At 72.2% G+C, this 17,923-nt stretch carries 12 protein-coding genes and 4 pseudogenes; 9 read left to right on the top strand and 7 right to left on the bottom strand.

The genetic code is table 11. From position 1 onward, the window contains the following. Window positions 1-112: 112 nt before the first annotated feature. Window positions 113-946: pseudogene (locus tag ACWDR7_RS08140) on the top strand (IS30 family transposase); the annotation flags it as partial. A 6-nt stretch (window positions 947-952) separates the two neighbouring features. Here the strand turns inward: ACWDR7_RS08140 and ACWDR7_RS08135 are convergent. From ACWDR7_RS08135 to ACWDR7_RS08115, 5 genes and pseudogenes are all read right to left on the bottom strand, one after another. Beyond that, window positions 953-1,216, bottom strand: a pseudogene (locus ACWDR7_RS08135) (transposase); the annotation flags it as partial. A gap of 233 nt (window positions 1,217-1,449) precedes the next feature. Next, window positions 1,450-2,001 carry a hypothetical protein gene (locus ACWDR7_RS08130; protein WP_449854422.1) on the bottom strand — a complete coding sequence of 184 codons (552 nt, stop codon included), beginning with the start codon at window positions 1,999-2,001 and terminating at the stop codon, window positions 1,450-1,452. Window positions 2,002-2,044: 43 nt separating this feature from the next. Next, complete coding sequence (locus ACWDR7_RS08125) at window positions 2,045-3,448, bottom strand: recombinase family protein (RefSeq protein WP_449854421.1); 1,404 nt, start codon at window positions 3,446-3,448, stop codon at window positions 2,045-2,047. A gap of 26 nt (window positions 3,449-3,474) precedes the next feature. After that, window positions 3,475-3,570 (bottom strand): annotated as a pseudogene (locus ACWDR7_RS08120) (HhH-GPD-type base excision DNA repair protein); the annotation flags it as partial. A 138-nt stretch (window positions 3,571-3,708) separates the two neighbouring features. Next, the gene (locus ACWDR7_RS08115) at window positions 3,709-3,927 is read right to left on the bottom strand and encodes an addiction module protein (RefSeq protein WP_449854420.1); all 219 of its coding nucleotides are present in this window, start codon (window positions 3,925-3,927) and stop codon (window positions 3,709-3,711) included. Window positions 3,928-4,124: 197 nt separating this feature from the next. Between ACWDR7_RS08115 and ACWDR7_RS08110 the strand changes: the two are divergent. Together ACWDR7_RS08110 and ACWDR7_RS08105 are read left to right on the top strand one after the other, a co-directional pair. Continuing rightward, window positions 4,125-4,466, top strand: a pseudogene (locus ACWDR7_RS08110) (ATP-binding cassette domain-containing protein); the annotation flags it as partial. Window positions 4,467-4,597: 131 nt separating this feature from the next. After that, window positions 4,598-6,427: a DUF2207 family protein gene (locus ACWDR7_RS08105; RefSeq protein WP_449854419.1), complete on the top strand. Its 1,830-nt coding sequence runs from the start codon at window positions 4,598-4,600 to the stop codon at window positions 6,425-6,427. A gap of 245 nt (window positions 6,428-6,672) precedes the next feature. On the opposite strand, the gene ACWDR7_RS08100 is transcribed toward ACWDR7_RS08105, so the two are convergent. Both ACWDR7_RS08100 and ACWDR7_RS08095 read right to left on the bottom strand, forming a co-directional pair. Next, entirely contained in the window at window positions 6,673-7,869 is a 1,197-nt protein-coding gene (locus ACWDR7_RS08100) for an aminotransferase class I/II-fold pyridoxal phosphate-dependent enzyme (RefSeq protein ID WP_449854418.1), read from the bottom strand. A 40-nt stretch (window positions 7,870-7,909) separates the two neighbouring features. Next, window positions 7,910-9,190: a glutamyl-tRNA reductase gene (locus ACWDR7_RS08095; RefSeq protein ID WP_449854417.1), complete on the bottom strand. Its 1,281-nt coding sequence runs from the start codon at window positions 9,188-9,190 to the stop codon at window positions 7,910-7,912. Window positions 9,191-9,324: 134 nt separating this feature from the next. Here ACWDR7_RS08095 and hemE point away from each other — a divergent pair, with 134 nt between their 5' ends. The 6 genes from hemE (at window position 9,325) to ACWDR7_RS08065 (ending at window position 17,913) form a co-directional block, all read left to right on the top strand. Continuing rightward, a complete protein-coding gene (gene hemE, locus ACWDR7_RS08090) occupies window positions 9,325-10,377 on the top strand; it encodes a uroporphyrinogen decarboxylase (RefSeq protein ID WP_449854416.1) in 1,053 nt (350 codons plus the stop codon). Then, window positions 10,374-11,984, top strand: a complete 1,611-nt coding sequence (locus ACWDR7_RS08085) for a protoporphyrinogen/coproporphyrinogen oxidase (RefSeq protein WP_449854415.1) — start codon at window positions 10,374-10,376, stop codon at window positions 11,982-11,984. Before hemE ends, ACWDR7_RS08085 begins: the two co-directional genes overlap by 4 nt. A gap of 106 nt (window positions 11,985-12,090) precedes the next feature. Further along, a complete protein-coding gene (locus ACWDR7_RS08080; protein ID WP_449854414.1) occupies window positions 12,091-12,411 on the top strand; it encodes a hypothetical protein in 321 nt (106 codons plus the stop codon). Next, the gene (locus ACWDR7_RS08075; protein ID WP_449854413.1) at window positions 12,411-12,836 is read left to right on the top strand and encodes a phage holin family protein; all 426 of its coding nucleotides are present in this window, start codon (window positions 12,411-12,413) and stop codon (window positions 12,834-12,836) included. The genes ACWDR7_RS08080 and ACWDR7_RS08075 overlap by 1 nt, the downstream gene beginning before the upstream one ends. Next, the gene (locus tag ACWDR7_RS08070) at window positions 12,826-13,101 is read left to right on the top strand and encodes a hypothetical protein (protein ID WP_449854412.1); all 276 of its coding nucleotides are present in this window, start codon (window positions 12,826-12,828) and stop codon (window positions 13,099-13,101) included. The genes ACWDR7_RS08075 and ACWDR7_RS08070 overlap by 11 nt, the downstream gene beginning before the upstream one ends. A gap of 207 nt (window positions 13,102-13,308) precedes the next feature. Continuing rightward, window positions 13,309-17,913 carry a carboxypeptidase regulatory-like domain-containing protein gene (locus ACWDR7_RS08065; protein WP_449854411.1) on the top strand — a complete coding sequence of 1,535 codons (4,605 nt, stop codon included), beginning with the start codon at window positions 13,309-13,311 and terminating at the stop codon, window positions 17,911-17,913. The last annotated feature ends 10 nt before the right edge of the window (window positions 17,914-17,923 follow it).

The raw sequence follows: 17,923 nt of genomic DNA, 5'->3' as shown, positions 1-17,923 counted from the left end.
GGGCGCTGCTCCGCGAGGGGCGGTGCTCACCGGCAATATCGGCTGGTGCCGAACCGCAATATCCGGTGGTGCTCAATCGCAATATTCAGTGGTGCTCAACGGTCCGAATACTCACTCGGCGTGGCGGGCGCACGAGGACGCACGAGAGCAGGCCCGCCGACCGAAGCCGTTCAAGCTCGACAGTGGACGGCTGCTCGAGGTTGTCGCGACGCAGCTGGAGCAACTGTGGTCGCCGCAGGAAATCGCCGCGCGCTTACGTTTGGAGCATCCCGACAACCCGGAGATGCACGTGAGTCACGAGACGATCTACCAGTCCCTGTTCGTGCAGGGACGCGGGCAGTTGCGCCGCGAGCTTGCCCGCTGCCTGCGGTCAGGGCGTGCGGCACGGAAGTCGCGGACCGCGACGGACCGGCGAGGCCGGCTGCCAGGGATGGTGATGATCAGCGAGCGCCCCGCGGAGGTCGAAGACCGCGCCATGCCGGGGCATTGGGAAGGCGACTTGATCCTCGGTGAGAACAGTCGCAGCGCCGTGGGAACCCTCGTTGAACGCAGCACCCGCCTCACACTTCTGCTGCACCTGCCCGACGGGAAGAGCGCCGACAAGGTGGAGGCCGCAATGCGCGAGGCGATCACCGCGTTGCCGGCGTCGCTGGCGCGGACGATCACCTGGGATCAGGGCGCCGAGATGGCCAAGCATTCCGAGTTCACGACAGCGACCGGCATCCCGATCTACTTCTGCGACCCGCACTCCTCGTGGCAGCGCGGAAGCAACGAGAACACCAACGGACTGCTACGCCAGTACCTGCCGAAGAGCACCGATCTGAGCATCGTCACCCGCGCTGAGCTGACCGCGATCCAGGACTCGCTCAACGGACGACCACGCAAAACGCTCGGCTATCTGACACCATCGGAGAAGTTCACAGAACTCGTTGCGACCACCGGTTGAATCCGCCATCTCGTTCGCCCGCCGCAGCTCCCGCACCTCGGCCTCAAGCGCCTTGATCCGCTGCGCCTCCGCGGTCGTCACCCCAGGCGCCTGCCCGGCGTCGATCTCGGCCTGCTTCACCCAGCCGCGCAGCGTCTCCGGGTTGATCCCGAGCTGCTCACCGATGCGCTGAAGCGCACCAGCCTTCCGCGCCGGGTCCTGTCGTGCCTCGACCGCGAGCCGCGTCGCGCGCTCACGCAACTCATCCGGGTACTTCTTCGGTGCTGCCATGACTCTCATCCTCCGTGAGTTGAGAGCCCCCACCGAACCCGGGGCGCTTCACCTGTGAGCTCAGCAACCATGTCGAATTGCGCCCGTGCATCGGTCACGCCGAGCTGAGCGAAGAGCTCTCGAATCGCCTGGCGTTGAGTTGGCGACAACGGCATCGGCGCGCGTTCTTCGTTCCGGGGCGCGGGGTCATCGAGGTTGAAGAGTCCGTGATCCATCAGCTTTATCCTGCCCGACTAATCCAACGGCTCCAGGCGCGGATTCGGGGTCGGCGGCAATTCCCATCCGTGGCGATCGTGAATCTGCTTGGTGAGGTCTCGCGCGTGTGATTCCAGCTTGGCGAGGACTGTCGCGTCGTACCCTGTGGCGCGGAACCGTCGCACGTTCTGACTGAGCGCCTGCGTCCAGCTCATAAGCGGGTCAAGATTCCGGAGCCGCTGGTCTACCGTGTCGCCGGGCTGCGCCGCATCCATGGCTTGCCGGGCAATGCTCGCTCCCAGGGCACGCTCCGCCTCCAGCCAGGTGTCGAGGCCCTGCCAGTCGGTGAACTCGTCAGCCAGGTCAATCATCGCGATGCGCAGGTTCGCGAGCCGCTCGCCTACGGGCTCAGTGGTCGGGTCGAACGCGACGAGCCGCTGTATCGCCTCCTGTAGGGCGGACCAGAGTGCGGTCGTGACAGCCTTCCGGGATTCTCGCAGGGCTTCGTTCGATCGCTTGTTGGCTAGGAGCGTTCCGATCCCAGCGATGAGAACAGAGATGATGGAAACAACAAGCGCAACGAAATCCATGGATTGATCCTCGCAGGTGAAGCGTCGCCTGCGCCTTCCGCGATCAGGCCACGCCCTCGGCTGCCGGGGTGTCGTGCCACACGAACTCGATGCGGTCGGGGTCGAACTGATTCCCCCCCTTGCGTGTGGCCGGGCGAACAAGGACAGCGGCCAGCAGCGTTTCAACAACCGCCCGCCGCTCGTCTACACCCATCTGATCCCAGGTCGCCCGATCCACGTTCGTGAAGTCTGGCCCTGCCTCTGCCGCTTCCATCCGCCGCTTCTGGCTGCGCAGTTCGTCGCGCTGTTCTTCAAGCTGCGCCACGGCGGGGAACACTACCTCGGCCGACAGCTCGCGTGACGTGAACGAGGCCATGAGTCGCGCGATATCGCCTTCAACTTGCGCAAGGCGTGCGGCCCCATCGAACTCAGGCTTTGGTGTCTCTACGGCCACATCGGCCAGCCGCGCCAGCACCACGGTCGCTACCAGGTCATCGACCGGCGCAACGCTCGCGGCCACCACATGCCCGTTTCCTGAACACCCGTACGTCGGGTACTTCGCAGCGTTGCCGTACATGACCGCCCCGCACAGGCCACACCGCAGCGTGCCCGTCAGCAAGTAGTGACGCGCGTTCTTCCGGGGCACGCGGGAGCGGCTGTCCTCCGGGCTGAGGGCTGCGACAACGGCGTCGTGTGTGGCCTGATCCAGTACCGGTTCCCACTGGCCTCGTACCGGCTGCCCGTCCCGCCCGATAGCGATCTGGCCCTGATGGATGCGCCAGCCCGCCAGCCGGGGGGACTTCAGCATACGCGTCAGCACATGCCCTTGCCACGGTCGCCCCGTCGAGGTCGTTACCCCTGCGTCGTTCCACCGCTTGGCAATGGCGTACGTGCCGACGCCGGCGATGATGTCGGTTGCGGCCTCTCGGATCAGCGCCGCCTCCTTGACGTCAAGCTCGCGCCCTCCCGGCCGCCAGCCGAACGGTCGTGTTCCGGCTACCGGCTTGCCCTCACGCGCGCTTTCCAGGTGCTTCCGGGCCACACGCTCAGCGGTACGCTCCACCTCGGCCGCATCCACGGAGGCCTTGATTCGCGCCACCATGCGGCCGTCAGCCGTGCTGAGGTCGTCATTGCCCGACACCACGGTCACGAACCGCACCCCGTGGCGCTCGTACAGGGTGATGATCTCTTCAAGCTCCAGTGGGCGGCGCGTCAGGCGGCTATTGGAGTACGACACGATCACCCCGAACTCACCGTCCCGTGCGCGGCGCAGCATGTCGGCGTACTGGGGGCGCACCTTCTTGCGGGACCGGGTACTCGCGCCGGTGTCGTTGTCGGTGAAGACAGCCACCACGTCCAGGCCGTCGCGGGCTGCAAGGTCACGGCAGTCCTGCTGCTGGCGCGCCACGCCCAGCGCCTCACCCTCGGTGTCAAGTGATATCCGCGTGTAGATCGCTGCCTTGGTCACAGTCCAAGTTTAGTACATGGTTAGTGTATCCGCTGGTCCAGCAGCATCCCGATGAGCAGCGCCGTCGGGTTCTCGGTCAGCAGGGCGTCGGCATCGGCATCGCCGGTGATGTGCAGGTCCATGCCCCCATTCTCTCGCGCGAGACCGACGTCGATGAGGTCAGGACCGGTCGCGAATGGCGCCCCGAATCGACGAGGAGTGGCGCCGAACGTGCGCGAGAAGCTGCACGTGGATCGCGGGGTGGAGGACGACGCGATATGTCATCGGATGCGGGCGCGTGCCTGCCGCATGAACTCGTCGATGCCGACGGAATCGGCACGGCCGTCTGTGAGTTCGCTATCGCGTCGTTCGAGCTCTGCGATCTGCTCGCGGGTCAGCTCGAACTGGTCATCGACCGTCTGCTCGAGGTAATGCAGCAGGTCGCGACGCTCGTCCGGCGTGAGCCGGTCGACAGTCGCTTTGAGCCCAGGGGTGACCATGCGTCGAGTGTACGCGCGGCCCCTGACACGGTCACGGGCCGAGCAGCCGCTCGGCGTCGTCGTCGCCGGTGATCGTGAGGGCCATGGGTCCATTCTCGCGCCTGTGACAGCGCCGTGACAGCGGGCGGGCGTCCGCGACAGCGGGAACGGCAGGGGCGCCGGATCAGCCTGGTTTCAGTCAACGAAAGGCGGACACCATGACGACATCCACGACATCCCGCACCCCGGCCGTCGTGGCCGAGGGGGTCGTCAAGACCTTCGGCGAGAACCGCGGCGTCGACCTCGTGGTCGAGGCGGGCACGGTCTACGGCGTGCTCGGGCCGAATGGCGCGGGCAAGACCACGACGCTCAGCATGCTCGGCACGCTGCTGCGCCCCGACGCGGGCCCGGCCCGGATCTTCGGCTACGACGTGGTGCGCGAGCCGCACATCGTGCGCCAGCTGATCGGCCCCACGGGCCAGTTCGCGCCGGTCGACGAGGCGCTCTCGGCCACCGAGAACCTGATGATCTTCGCGCGGCTGCTGGGCCTGAGCCGCCGCCCTCGGTCGGCGCGAACCCGCCGAAGAACCTCACCCCGCACACGGCAACTCTAGGCGGCGGCCCGACCCCGCCCCGCGGATCCGCCGCGCGGGGGATGCGGGCGGGCGGCGCGGCTTCCTAGGCTGAGGCGATGCCCGTTCGACGTCTGCGCCCCGCCCGAGCCGTCCTCGCCGCCGCGTTCGCGCTCGCCGCGGCGCTCGTCGTCTCCGCCCCGGCCGCGCCGGCGCGGGCCGACGTCGACGACTTCTCGTACGCGTCGTACGACACCCGGATGCACCTGGGTCTGACGGACGACGGCCGGGCGCGGCTGGACGTGACCGAGACGTGGGTCGCCCGGTTCCCCGAGATCGACCAGAACCGCGGCATCGTGCGCGGCATCCCCACCGGCTACCGGGGCGCCTCGACCGCGATCTCGGACATCTCCGTGACGGACGAGAACGGTGACCCCGTCGTGTTCGAGACCGACGAGGAGGACATCGACGACGTCGACTACACGGTGCTGTCGATCGACGACGACGCCTACAAGCACGGCGAGACCACCTACGTCGTGTCGTACACGCTCGAGAACGTGGCCTTCGCGCCCGATCGCGCCGAGGGCACGCCCGACGAGTTCTACTGGGACCTGCTGCCCGGCGCCACGCCGCAGAGCATCGCGCGCGCCGACGCCCGCATCGAGGTCGATCCCGCCGTCGCGGATGCCCTCACGGCCGAGACCCGCTGCTTCACGGGACGGCACGGATCCACGGATCCGTGCGCGCTCGAACGGGCCGACGCGGGCGGGGGAGCCGTGTTCACGACGTCGCTGACGGATCGCGCGCCCGCGCAGGAGTGGACCGTGGCGCTGCGGTTCGAGCCCGGCACGTTCGTCCGCCCGTACATCGGCAGCGAGACCCCGTTCGCGGGCGTCGTCGGCTGGATCTCCGGTGCGATCGCGGCCGTCGGCATCGCGATCCCGGCGCTGCTGCGGCGCCGCTGGCGGCACGCGCCCGGGCGCGGGGTCGTCGTGGCGCAGTACGAGCCGGATCCGGCGGTCCCGCCCCGCACCGCCGCCGCCCTGATCGGCGGCGGCGCCGCCGGGCGCGTGTTCCCCGCCGAGGTGATCGCGCTGGCCGTCGGCGGATCGCTGCGCCTTGTCGCGGAGGACGACGGCGACGCCTTCTCGGTCGAGCGCACGGGCGAGCCGCCCGCGGGCGACGACCCGACCTCGGCGACCCTGCGCGGCGCGTTCGCGGCGCTGTTCCCGAAGGACCGCACCGTGAACGGACTCGCCGCGCACGACAGGAAGCTCGCCAAGCGCATCGAGAAGCTGGGGCGCGGGCAGCGCGCGCGCACGGCGCCGTACTTCACGAAGCCGGACGACCGGGTGCCGGCGATCGCCGGCCGCGTCTCGGCCGTGGCGGGCGGAGTGATCGGCATCGGCCTGACGATCGCGTGCGGCGTGATCGACGCCGGGCCCGTGGCCGTGCTCGTGTTCCTGCTCACGGTGGCGCACGTCGCCGTCTCGCTGCTGCTGTCGGTGCGGCCGCGGCTGCGCACGCGCGCGGGCAGCGAGGCGCGCGAGCATCTCGAGGGCCTGCGCGAGTTCATCCGGCTCGCGGAGGCCGACCGGCTGCGGGTGCTGCAGTCGGTCGAGGGCGCCGAGCGGGTCGACGCGGGCGACGACCGCGCCGTGATCCGGCTGTACGAGCGCCTGCTGCCGTGGGCCGTGCTGTTCGGGCAGGAGAAGTCGTGGGCCGAGGCGCTGGCCGTGCGCTACGACGCGGCCGGCGAGCCCGGCTGGTGGACGGGCGCGCACGGGTTCCGCACGGCCGCGTTCATCGGATCCCTGTCCCACGTGAACACGCAGCTCGCGCCCTCGCGCTTCGCGCCGGCGGGCGGCACGTCGTCCGGCTCGAGCGCGTTCTCCGGCGGCGGCTTCGCGGGCGGTGGCGGCGGTGGCGGCTTCTCGGGCGGCCGCTGATCCGCACACCGGCGCGTGAGATCACCACGCGCGAGATCACATCGCGACCGTGGGATCACGTCCTTCACCGAGGATGTCCGACATCGCCACGTAGAAGCGGGGAGTGTCCTTGCCCTCGCCGAACGCTTGGACTCCCGTCAAGAGCGCCCTCATGCGCACATCCTGGTTGAAGAAGCCCCGCCGCCACCCGCCCATGTGCACGCTGTCTCGGCGCGGCGCTGCTGTCTCGCCGAGGGAGGGGCGGGTCAGGGGCGGGATCGGAAGCGGAGGATGCGGGTGAGGGCCTCGGAGACCGCCGCGGGGCCGGCCGCCAGCGAAAGGCGGATGGAGGTGCGGCCGCCGACCGCGTCGAAGTCGGCGCCCGGCACGACCGCGACCCCCTCCTGCTCGAGCAGCGCGGCGCACCACGCGGACGAGTCGGGGATGGGGCCGAGCCGCGGGGCGATGTCGGCGTAGACGTAGAAGGCGCCGTCGGCGGGCGCGACCGTGCCCCAGCCGAGCTCCGGCAGCCGGCCGAGCAGCAGCGCGCGCGAGGCGGCGAACTCCTCGACGCGGCGCGCCGCCTCGGCGTACGAGCGCTCCTCGAAGGCGCCGAGCGCGGCCAGCTGCGCCGGCGCGGGCGGGCACAGGGCGAGGTTGCCGGCGAGCGCGTCGACCGCGCCGCGCAGGTCGTCGGGCACGAGCATCCAGCCCAGCCGGAAGCCGGTCATGCCCCAGTACTTCGAGAACGACGAGACGACGATAGACGACCGATCCAGCTCCCAGGCGCTCGTGCCGAACGCGCCGGGCTCCGACGGATCCGCCGGGTAGGCGATGCCGTGGTAGATCTCGTCGCTCACGAGCCGCGCGCCGTTGTCGCGGCACCACTGCGCGAGGGCGTCGAGCTCGGCGCGCCCGATCATCGTGCCGGTCGGGTTTGCGGGCGAGGCGACGACGAGCCCGGCGATCGGGCCGCCGTCGGCCACGGCGGCGTCGAGCAGCTCGGGCGTCGGCTGGAAGCGCGCCTCGGGACCGCAGTCGAGCTCGACCACCTCGCAGCCGAGCGAGCGCAGGATGTTCCGGTACGCCGGGTAGCCGGGTCGGGCGAGCGCCACGCGGTCGGCGTGCTCGAACGCCGACAAGAAGGCGAGCAGGAAGGCGCCGGACGATCCGGTCGTCACCGCCACGCTCGCCGGGTCCGGCTCGATCCCGTACGAGCGCGAGTAGTGGCCCGCCAGCGCCTCGCGCAGCGCGAGCGTGCCGAGCGCGGGCGTGTAGCCCAGCGGATCGCGGGCCTCGTGCACGCGGATCGCGCGCTCGTGCACGGCGGCCGGGGCGCCGCCGGAGGGCTCGCCCGCGCACAGCGACACGACATCGCGCCCCGCGGCGCGCAGCTCGGCGACGCGGTCGAGGATGCGCATCACCTCGAACGGGGGGACCTCGGATCGGCGGGAGGACGTCATCCCGTCAGTCTCGCAGGGGTCGCGATCTCCCGGTCGAGGCTCAGGCCGAGGCCTCGCCGCGGAACGGGCACGACGCGGCGTCGCGCTCGGTGGCGGCAGGCCGCGCGTCGATGCCGAAGAGCGTCTCGAGCGCGTCGAAGACGTCGTCGGCGCGGCCCTGCGCGGCCAGCTCGCGGGCGCGCGAGGTGGGGGTGTGCAGCAGGCGGCCGACCATGTGGCGCAGCGCCTGCTCGACGCGCTCGTCGTCGCCGCGGCCCTTGGCGCGGTCGATCTCGGCGTCGAGCACCTCGAAGACCCGCTCGCGCAGGGCCACGATCGCGGGCGCGGCGCTCTGCTCGCGGCCGACGAGGTGGAACTTGGCGGCGGCTTCGTGCACCATGCGGCGGGCGTCGTCGTGGGCGCGCAGCTCCTCGAGCGGCGCGTGCAGGCGGATCGTCTCGAGGTCGAGCAGCGTCATGCCCTCGAGCTCGCCCACCTCGGGCGCCACGTTGCGGGGCAGGCCCAGGTCGATCACGAAGCCGCGGTCGCGGTAGCCGCCGCGGTGCAGCAGGTCGGGCGTGACGACCGGATCCTCGTTCGAGGTGCACGTGATGACGAGGTCGGCGGAGGCGGCGGCCTCGGCGAAGCCGTCGGCCTCCACGAAGGCGATGTCGTGCTTGGCGGCGAAGCGGGCGCCGCGCCCGGAGGGGGAGTGCACCGTGATGTCGGTGACGCCGTGGTCGCGCAGCGCCGCGAGCGTGGCGGCGGCGTAGGCGCCCGTACCCACGAGCAGCGTGCGCAGGCCGCTCCAGTCGGCGATCCGGCTGTCGGCCAGCTCGAGCGCGAGGCGCACGAGCGAGCGCCCGGCGCGGCCGAGCGCGGTGGCGTTCTTGATGCCCTTCTGCGTCTCGGTGGCGCGCTGGAACAGGCGCTCGAGCTCGGGGGAGGTCGCCTCGAACGCGCGGGCGTCGTCGAGCGCGCGGCGCACCTGGCCCGCGATCTCTCCCTCGCCGACGACGACGGACTCGAGGCCGGAGGCCACCGAGAACAGGTGCTCGGCCACGCGGCCGCCCGCCTTCACCTCGTACGCGCCCTCGAGTTCGCTCGGGCCCACGCCCGTCGCGGCGTGGAGGGCGTCGAGCGCGGCCTCGACGCCGTGCGTCTCGGCACCCTCGGGCACCTCGACGTAGGCCTCGACGCGGTTGCACGTGGAGAGCACGACGGCACCCTGCACCCGCTCGCGTCCGGCGATGAGCGGCGCGACCGCCGTGGCGTGCGTCGAGAGCCGTTCGAGCAGATCGAACGGGGCGGTCTTGTGACTCGCGGTGACGCACAGCAGCACGAGAACCGATTCTACAGCCCGTCGAAGCTTTTCCTGAATGATTCATGATTAGGGTGCCCTTACCGCGGGCGCTCCGCAGGATCGCCGTGCACCGACACAGGGATCCCACGGCGGGCGATGGGAAGAATGGACGCATGACCTCCACGTCCGCGCTCGTGCGCGCGCTGCACGGCGACCGCCCCGCCACCGCCCCCGTCTGGTTCATGCGGCAGGCCGGTCGCTCGCTGCCGGAGTACCGCGAGCTGCGCGTGGGCACGCGCATGCTCGACGCGTGCCTCACGCCCGAGCTGGCGGCCGAGATCACGCTGCAGCCGGTGCGCCGGCACGGGGTCGACGCGGGCATCTTCTTCAGCGACATCGTCGTGCCGCTGCGGCTGGCGGGCATCGAGGTCGAGATCGAGCCCGGCCGCGGACCCGTCTTCGCCGCGCCCGTGCGCACGGCGGACGACGTGGCCCGCGTGACGTCGATCGATCCCGAGGAGGTCGCCGCGGCCGCCGATCCGATCCGCGAGGCCGTGCGCCTGACCACCGCCGAGCTCGGGCAGACGCCCCTCATCGGGTTCGCCGGCGCCCCCTTCACGCTCGCGGCCTACCTCGTCGAGGGCGGCCCCTCCAAGGAGCACCTGCGCGCGCGGGCCATGATGCACGCCGATCCCGAGGCCTGGCACCGCCTGGCCGGCTGGCTCTCGCGCGTCTCGCGCGCGTTCCTCGGCGCGCAGATCGAGGCGGGCGTCGCGGCCGTGCAGCTGTTCGACTCGTGGGCCGGATCGCTGTCGCCTGCCGCCTTCCGCGCCTTCGTCGCGCCGCACTCCAAGGCGGCGGTCGCCGACCTGCCCGTGCCGGTGATCCACTTCGGCGTGGGCACGGGCCCGTTCCTCGCCGACATGCGCCTCGACGGCGTCGCCGACGCCGTGGGCGTCGACTGGCGCCTGCCGCTCGACGAGGCCGCGGCGATCGTCGGATCCGACACGACGCTGCAGGGCAACATCGACCCGGCGCTGCTCGGCGCCCCGTGGCCCGTGCTCGAGGCGCACGTGCGCGACGTGCTGCGCCGGGGTCGCGCGGCCCGCGCGCACGTCGTCAACCTCGGCCACGGCGTGCCGCCCGAGACCGACCCCGACGTGCTGACCCGGATCGTCGAGCTCGTGCACGCCGAGGCCGCGGCGGACGGGAGCGGATCGAAGTGAGCGAGGAGCTCGAGCGCCTGCACGAGCGCGCCGTCGAGACCCGCGTCGCCGTGATCGGCGGCGGCATCGGCGGCCTCGTCGCCGCGCTCGAGTTCGCCAAGGTCGGCATGGGCGTCACGCTCTACGAGGCCGAGGACCGCCTCGGCGGCGCCGTGCGCTCGGGCGAGGTCGACGGCCTCCGGCTCGACCTGGGCGCCGAGAGCTTCGCCACGCGCGGCGGCCACGTGCGCGCGCTCGTCGACGAGCTCGGGCTGGGCGACCTCGTGGTCGAGCCCGGTACGGGCGCGGGCGGCGCCTGGGTCGCCGGTCTGCCCGGCGGTGCCGCGGCCCCCCTGCCGGCCGGCGGCATCCTGGGAATCCCGGCCAACCCGTTCGCCGACGACGTGCGCCGCGTCATCGGGTGGGGCGGCGCGTGGCGGGCATACCTCGACCGCGTGCGGCCGCTGCTCACGATCGGCCGGGACCGGAGCCTGGGCCACCTCGTGCGCACGCGGCTGGGCGAGCGGGTGCGGGATCGGCTGGTCGCGCCGGTCACGCACGGCGTGTACTCGGCGCACCCGGACGACATCGATCCGGATGCCGCGGCCCCCGGGCTGAACGGCGCGCTGACGAAGACGGGGTCGCTGCTCGGCGCGGTCGACCTGCTGCAGCGCGAGCGCCGCGCCAAGGCGGGCGCCCCCGGATCGGCGGTGCAGGGCCTGCGCGGCGGCATGGGCACGCTCGTCGACGCCCTCGCGACGCGGCTCGTCGAGCTCGGCGTGCAGATCCGCACCGGCACCCCCGTCACCGCGCTGGAGCGCGAGGACGAGCGCTGGATCGTCGTCGCGCCGGAGGACGACGCGGAGCCGGCGAGCGACGCCACCGACACCCATCGGTCGCCGGACGAGGCCGCCGACACCCACCGGTTGCTGAACGAAGCGGCCGAAGGCCGCGAAGATGAAGCGACCACCGCAACCGAATCGCCGGCCGCAGCCCCCGCCCCGAGCGCCCCGGAGCCCGCCGCGTTCGACCTCGTCATCGTCGCGACCGAGGAGCCGGCGGCGCGCCGCCTGCTCGCCCCGCACGCCGCCGCGCTCGCGGTGGAGCCGCCGCGCCCCGGCCCCGTCGTGCACGTCGCCACGCTCGTGCTCGATGCGCCCGAGCTCGACGCGGCCCCGCGCGGCACGGGCGTGCTCACGGTGCCCGGATCCTTCCGGGCCAAGGCACTCACCCACGCCACGGCGAAGTGGGGCTGGGTCGCCGAGGCGGCGGGCCCCGGCCGGCACGTGGTGCGCGTCTCGTTCGGCGCCCAGGGCGACGCGCCCGCCACGGACGGGCTCTCCGCAGACGAGGCCGCCGAGCTCGCGCGCGAGCAGGTGTCGGCGCTGCTCGGCGTGCCGCTGCCCGCCGATCGCGTGCGCGGGTTCGCGCTCGAGCGCTTCTCGCAGTCGCAGCCGGCCGCCACCATCGGGCGCCGCGACGACGCACGCGCGGCCCGCGCCGCGATCGAGGCCGTGCCGGGGCTCGGCGCGGCGGGAGCCTGGCTCTCGGGCACAGGGCTGGCGCAGGTCGTGCCCGACGCGATCGGCGAGGCCGAGCGCCTCCGTCGCGCGGCGCTGTTCGGCTGAGGCGCATGTTCTACCGCGCGCCAACGGATTCCGCAAGCGGAATGCATCCGAAACACAAGCGGGTTATCGTGGGAGCCGACGCACTCCGACGACGTGAGGAGACCCCATGAGGGGCAAGGTGGGACTCGTGATCGGGCTCGGTGTGGGCTACGTGCTCGGCACCCGCGCCGGTCGCAAGCGGTACGAGCAGATCAAGACGCAGGCCGCCAAGGTGTGGAACCTCGAGCCCGTGCAGGAGCAGGTGGGCCGGGTCAAGGACCTCGCCGCCTCGGGCGCCATGAAGGTGCCGGCTGCGGCGTGGGGCGGCCTCGTCGGCGTCGTGAAGACCATCGCCTCGAACACCGGCACGCCCGGGCAGAAGCTCGACGCCGTCATCGATGAGGCGAAGGACACGGTCGACGACGTGAAGAAGGCCGCGGACGACTGATGTCCCCGCGCACCTCGCGTCCCTCGCCCGTCCGCGATCGGGCGGATGACGGACTGCTGACGCTGATCGGCGACGTTCCGGGGCTCGTCTCCGACCTCGTGAAGGCCGAGATCCGGGCCGCCAAGGGCTACGTCGGGCAGCTCGCCAAGCACGGCGGGCTCACCGCCGTCTTCGGGATCATCGCCCTCTTCTTCCTGTTCTGGACGATCCCGGCGTTCCTGGCGTTCTTCGTGATCCTGCTGGACCTGTGGATGCCCCTGTGGGTCGCGGCGCTCATCGTCGTCGCGATCGGCATCGTCCTCGCCGCCGTCGCCGGCGCGTGGGCCTACTTCGGGCACGTCCGCGAGATCCAGAGGCTCGAGGGGCCGGGCAAGGCCGTCAAGACCGACGCGCGCATCGTGAAGGAGTTCGCCGATGAGTTCTGACGAGCTGCCCAAGACCGTCGTCCCGAGCGGCATCACCGACGAGGTCGAGCGCGCCAGGGCCGAGCTCAGGGCGGCGCTCGCCGCCATCGAGCACAAGGCCAACGTGCCGGCGCGCGCCGCGGAGGCCACCGAGCGCAAGGTCGCGGAGGCGAAGGCGTTCGCCCGCCGCAAGCCCGGTCTCGCCGCCGCGGGCGCCGTCGCCATCGCGGCGGCGGTCGGCGCGGCCGTGTGGGGCCTGGTCACGCTGCTGAGCAAGCGCGGCTGACACTCCGCGGCGGGCACGCCGCGGGCGTCCGGATCTTCCGAGTTCGTCTGGGATCGTCCGGGACTTGTGCGGAACGTCCGGCGCGGACGTGTGTGGTTTGCCGGTTCATACAAATCGCTACCCGGGTAGGGGCGGTGCGGATCGGTGTGGCGTTGCTAAGAAGTCTCTGAACGGGACCCGTCGGGGTTCCCGGCCCGAGGAGATTCTGTGCGTCATCACGACCGTCGCCGCGGCACGCGCGCGGCCACGCTGCTGTCACTGATCACTGCGTTCGCGCTCGTCTTCGGCGGAGCGGCGGTGCCCGCCCTGGCCGTGGACGATCTCGCCCCCGTCATCGAGGCCACGGCCGACACCGGAGCCGATGCGGCGTCCCCCGAGGCGAGTGCCGACGCGGCGTCGTCGGAGGTGCCCACAGCGGCCCTCGACCAGGAGCTGGGCCTGGCGGGCGACGAGTCGGACGGCTCGACGCCCGCGCCCGAGTACGGCGCACCCGAAACGAACGGAGCGGGCGCTCAGACCGTGATCGACGGTGCGGACGGCGCAACGCCGACGGACGCGGAGCACGTCGTCTCCTCCGACGCGGCGAACGCCGTGACTCCCCACGCCGCCGCCGCGGCCGAGACACCGGCCGATGCGTGGTGCAACGCGCCCGCCGGCGCGGGGCCCCACTCGATCTCCGGCACGGTGCGCGATGCGCAGGGCCGGCCGATCGCCGGGGCCTACATCCTCGGTGAGCGGCAGCAGCAGGACGGCGATGAATGGGCCTCGTCGCACATCGGCTGCGCCATCACCGACGAGGCCGGGCGGTACGTGCTGACCGGACTCGCGTCGGGCGCGTGGACCGTGAGCGCCGACTTCCGCGGGCGCGACAACCTCATGACGACGTTCTACGGCGGCAGCACGTCCTGGGAAACCGCCGAGCGGCTCACGCTCGATGGCGACGCCACCGGCGTCGACATCGCGGCCGTGCAGGGTGCGGGCGTGTCGGGCACGCTCGCGGAGGGCCTCCGCGAGCGTGTTCAGTGGGTCCAGCTCGTGCGCAACGACGGAACGATGCTCGCGGTCGCCGACTATGACGCGGCGACGGGCTCCTTCGCCGTTCACAGCGTCCTCCCCGGCACGATGCGGCTGAGCGTCGGGCTCAGCAACGACGCGGGCGGGACGACGACGATCCCGCTGGGCGGCCCCGTGGAGCTCCTACCCGGACAGGACTTCGTCTATCCCGAGCCGCTCGCGCTCCCGCCAGTGGCGCTGCTGACGGCCGAGACGTACTCCGACGCACACACGTTCGTGCAGGTCTTCGAGGCGGACGGTGCTGCCGAGCTCGCTTCCGGCTTCATCGACGGATCGACTCCCGCCGTCACGTTCGAGCTTCCCGCAGGCGCCGACGTGGTCGTGAGCTTCCGCGTGTGGAACGACACCGGCGAGTACCGGACGGTGTGGTGGGAGAACGCGACGTCTCGCGAGGAGGCGACCATTGTGACCCTCTCGGACGACGAGCCGCAGGCCGTGCACGTCGGCGGCGGCACCGGCTCCATCTCGGGGGTGGTGACGGATTCGTCGGGTGAGCCTCTCGCGGAGGCGCGTGTGAGCCTGTACCGCGCGAGCAACCAGGAGGTTCCCGTGCGCACGACCACCACGGGGGCGGACGGATCCTACGAGTTCCCGCGGCTGGCGCCGCAGAACTACGCCGTGGCGGTCGACCGGTCCGAGCCGTTCGGCGCGCAGACCTGGTACGGCGGCGACGGCACCCGGCCGGGCGCGTCGGCGATCGAGATCGGCGACGGCAGCGTCTTCGATGCGGCGGACATCGCGCAGAAGATCGGGGGCGCCGTTCACGGCGCGTTCACGGTGCCTGAGACGGTCGAGTCGCTCGAGATCTACCTCGATCCGATGGAGGGTGCCGTGTTCAGCGAGCGCCTCTATCTGGTGCGCGGCGACGCGTCGTGGGGCACGTGGGACATGTGGGGCGTTGCGGAGGGTCGCTACAGCCTCCGGTACGTGATCGATGGCACCCAGTCGATCTATGGCGAGGCGATCACCGTGCGGGCGGGCCAGCACACCGAGGCCCAGGCGCTCGAGCTGGTGCCCCAGATCATCGGGACGGTGACGGACGCGCGGACGGGCGAGCCGCTGCGCGGCGGAGAGGTGACGGTCCACTGGTGGGAGCCGGGCGAGTGGTCGGACGGCGGCGGCTGGTGGAACTCCCGGAACAGCTACCTCGACGACGAGGGCGGCTACGCGTTCTACGACCTCACTGCGGGCCGCGAGTACTTCGTCGAGTTCACGGGCGAGGGTGTCGCGACGCAGTGGTGGCCGGAGGCGGTCACGCGCGACGAGGCGGAGCCGGTCGTGGCGCCCGCGCTCGGCGAGGCGCCCGTGGTGCTGGATGCCGCGCTCGAGGCGGGCGTGACCGTCACGGGCACCGTGATCGACGCGCTCACCGGAGAGCCGCTGCCGTACGTGTCCGTGCGCGAGGAGGACACCTGGACCTACGCGTACACGGACGCACATGGCGCGTACACGCTCGAGCTGCCGGGCCCCGGCGCGTACCGCATCGGCCTCGCCGATGACGCCTTCGTCACGCCGGCGCCGGTCACGGTGCCCGCGGAGGGTCTCGTGGGTCACACGGTCTACCGACAGCCGGCCTATGCGATCTCGGGCACGGTGCGCGCGGACAACCTCGGCGTCGGGCTGGAGGACATCGTGGTGTCCGTGGTGCGCCGCGTCGGCGACGACTGGATGAGCAGCGGCGTCTACACGAACTCGGACGGCACGTTCACCACTCCCGCTCTGCCTCCCGGCGAGTACACGCTGGTGTTCCGCAACTACGAGGGCCTCTACGTCGAGCAGTGGTACGACGGCGCGGCGTCCGAGGAGCAGGCCCGCACCATCACGATCGTCGACCGTCCGCTCACCGGCATCGAGGCGCGCCTCGGTCTCGGCGGCGTGGCGCGCGGTGTCATCAAGGGCCCGGACGGCAAGCCGCTCGCCGGGGCGACGGTGGGCCTCGCCACCGCGCCGGAGCTCTCGCTCTTCTCCGTGCTGCGCAGCATGTTCGTCCCGGAGGACCCGGCCGACGCGATCCTCGGGATCGAGACGACGACGGACGAGAACGGACGGTTCGAGCTGCCGCCGGTCGACCCCGGCCGCTACACCCTGTACGTGTACACGGAGGAGCACGGCACGTCGTGGTATCCGAACAAGGCCACGCGCGCGGAGGCCAAGATCATCGAGATCGAGGCGGGCAAGCGCACGCCCGAGATCGAGGTGCCGCGTCCGCTGCCGCTGGAGGAGGGCGAGAAGCCGCTCCGCCCGGAGCAGACGCTCACCGAGGCCTTCGAGATCACGCGCAACCCCGTGGGCGTCGCGGTCGAGGCGGGCGGGTACGCCGAGTTCACGGCCATCGCCTCCGGCCGGCCGCAGCCCGACCTGCAGTGGCAGGAGCGCATCGACGGCGAATGGGTCGACCTCGAGGGTGCCACGGACACCACCCTCACCGTCTCGACCGACGAGGTCGGCGAGCGCGTCTTCCGCGCCGTGTTCACGCGGGACGGCGAGGAGAGGATCTCTCGCGAGGCGACCCTCACCGTCACCGCTCCGGTCGTGGCGCCGGGCATCCCGGCGGCGCCGTCGGTGGGTGAGGTGACGACGCGCGGCGCGACCGTGTCGTGGGCACTGCCCGCCGTCGACGGCGGCGCGCCCGTCACGGGCTACGTCGTCTCGGTGCGGGCCGAGGGCGCGCCCGCGCCGCGCGTGATCGAGGTCGGCGATGTGCGCTCCCTGCCGATCTCCGGGCTGAGCCCGGCCACGGCGTACGAGGTCACGGTCGCGGCGCGCAACAGCGCCGGGGTGGGTGCCGCCTCGGAGCCGGTCGCATTCACCACCGAGCGGATCGTGGTGCCGGGGGCACCGGTCATCACCTCGCTGGAGCCGGTGTCGCCGACCGGGCTGCGCGTCGCATGGGATGCGCCCGCGGACACGGGCGGCGGGACGATCGACGGGTACGTCGTCGAGGTGCTCACGGCCGGTGTGGCCGTGCCGGGCGCGACGGTGAGCGTGAGCGGCACGTCCGCGACGATCGCCGGCCTCGAGGCTGCGACGGAGTACACGGTGCGCGTCGCCGCCCGCAACGAGGCCGGAGCGGGTGAGGCGGCATCGCGCACGCAGCGGACGAACGCGGCGCCGGACCCGGAGCCGACGCCCGAGCCGACGCCCGAGCCGACGCCGGAGCCGACGCCGGAGCCGACGCCGGAGCCGACGCCCGAACCGACGCCCACGCCGACGCCGGAGCCGACCCCGGCGCCCGAACCCACACCGCAGCCGGAGCCCACGGAGACGCCGGCACCTGTGGAGACGTCGGAGCCCGAGCCGACCGTCGTTCTGCCGTCCAGCGGTGGCGGCGATCCGGCGGCCCCCGATGCGGCCACGCTGAACGGCGGCAACCGCGGTGGCGCGAGCGTGACGAGCGGCTCCGCCGTACCCGGCGGGACGTTCACGGTCGCCGGCCTCGCGCCGAGCACCGGCTACTACGTCTGGATGTTCTCCGAGCCGGTCGCGCTCGGGTGGAGGACGTCGGACGCGAACGGCGTCGTCACGCTGAGCGTTCCCGCCTCCGTCGCGCCGGGCGAGCACCGCGTCGTGTTCACGGATGCCGACGGCGCGGTCGTCGCCTGGGCGCCCGTGACGGTCGCGGGGAAGCTGCCGGACACGGGCACGGAGGTCGGCACGTCGATCGCCGTGGCGTCGATGCTGCTGATCGCGGGCAGCGTGCTGCTCCTCAGCCGTCGTCGCGCGAGGCGCAACGCCTGATCCGCTCCGC

This window comes from Microbacterium sp. NPDC003461 (genome assembly GCF_053588335.1).
This window is presented reverse-complemented; position numbering and strand designations above follow the sequence as displayed.

What these genes read in the sequence shown, in the direction of transcription:
- ACWDR7_RS08130 (WP_449854422.1), bottom strand. Translation starts at nt 2,001, where the DNA reads ATGGATTTCGTTGCGCTTGTTGTTTCCATCATCTCTGTTCTCATCGCT.
- ACWDR7_RS08115 (WP_449854420.1), bottom strand. Translation starts at nt 3,927, where the DNA reads ATGGTCACCCCTGGGCTCAAAGCGACTGTCGACCGGCTCACGCCGGAC.
- ACWDR7_RS08105 (WP_449854419.1), top strand. Translation starts at nt 4,598, where the DNA reads ATGCCCGTTCGACGTCTGCGCCCCGCCCGAGCCGTCCTCGCCGCCGCG.
- ACWDR7_RS08100 (WP_449854418.1), bottom strand. Translation starts at nt 7,869, where the DNA reads ATGACGTCCTCCCGCCGATCCGAGGTCCCCCCGTTCGAGGTGATGCGC.
- hemE (WP_449854416.1), top strand. Translation starts at nt 9,325, where the DNA reads ATGACCTCCACGTCCGCGCTCGTGCGCGCGCTGCACGGCGACCGCCCC.
- ACWDR7_RS08080 (WP_449854414.1), top strand. Translation starts at nt 12,091, where the DNA reads ATGAGGGGCAAGGTGGGACTCGTGATCGGGCTCGGTGTGGGCTACGTG.
- ACWDR7_RS08075 (WP_449854413.1), top strand. Translation starts at nt 12,411, where the DNA reads ATGTCCCCGCGCACCTCGCGTCCCTCGCCCGTCCGCGATCGGGCGGAT.
- ACWDR7_RS08070 (WP_449854412.1), top strand. Translation starts at nt 12,826, where the DNA reads ATGAGTTCTGACGAGCTGCCCAAGACCGTCGTCCCGAGCGGCATCACC.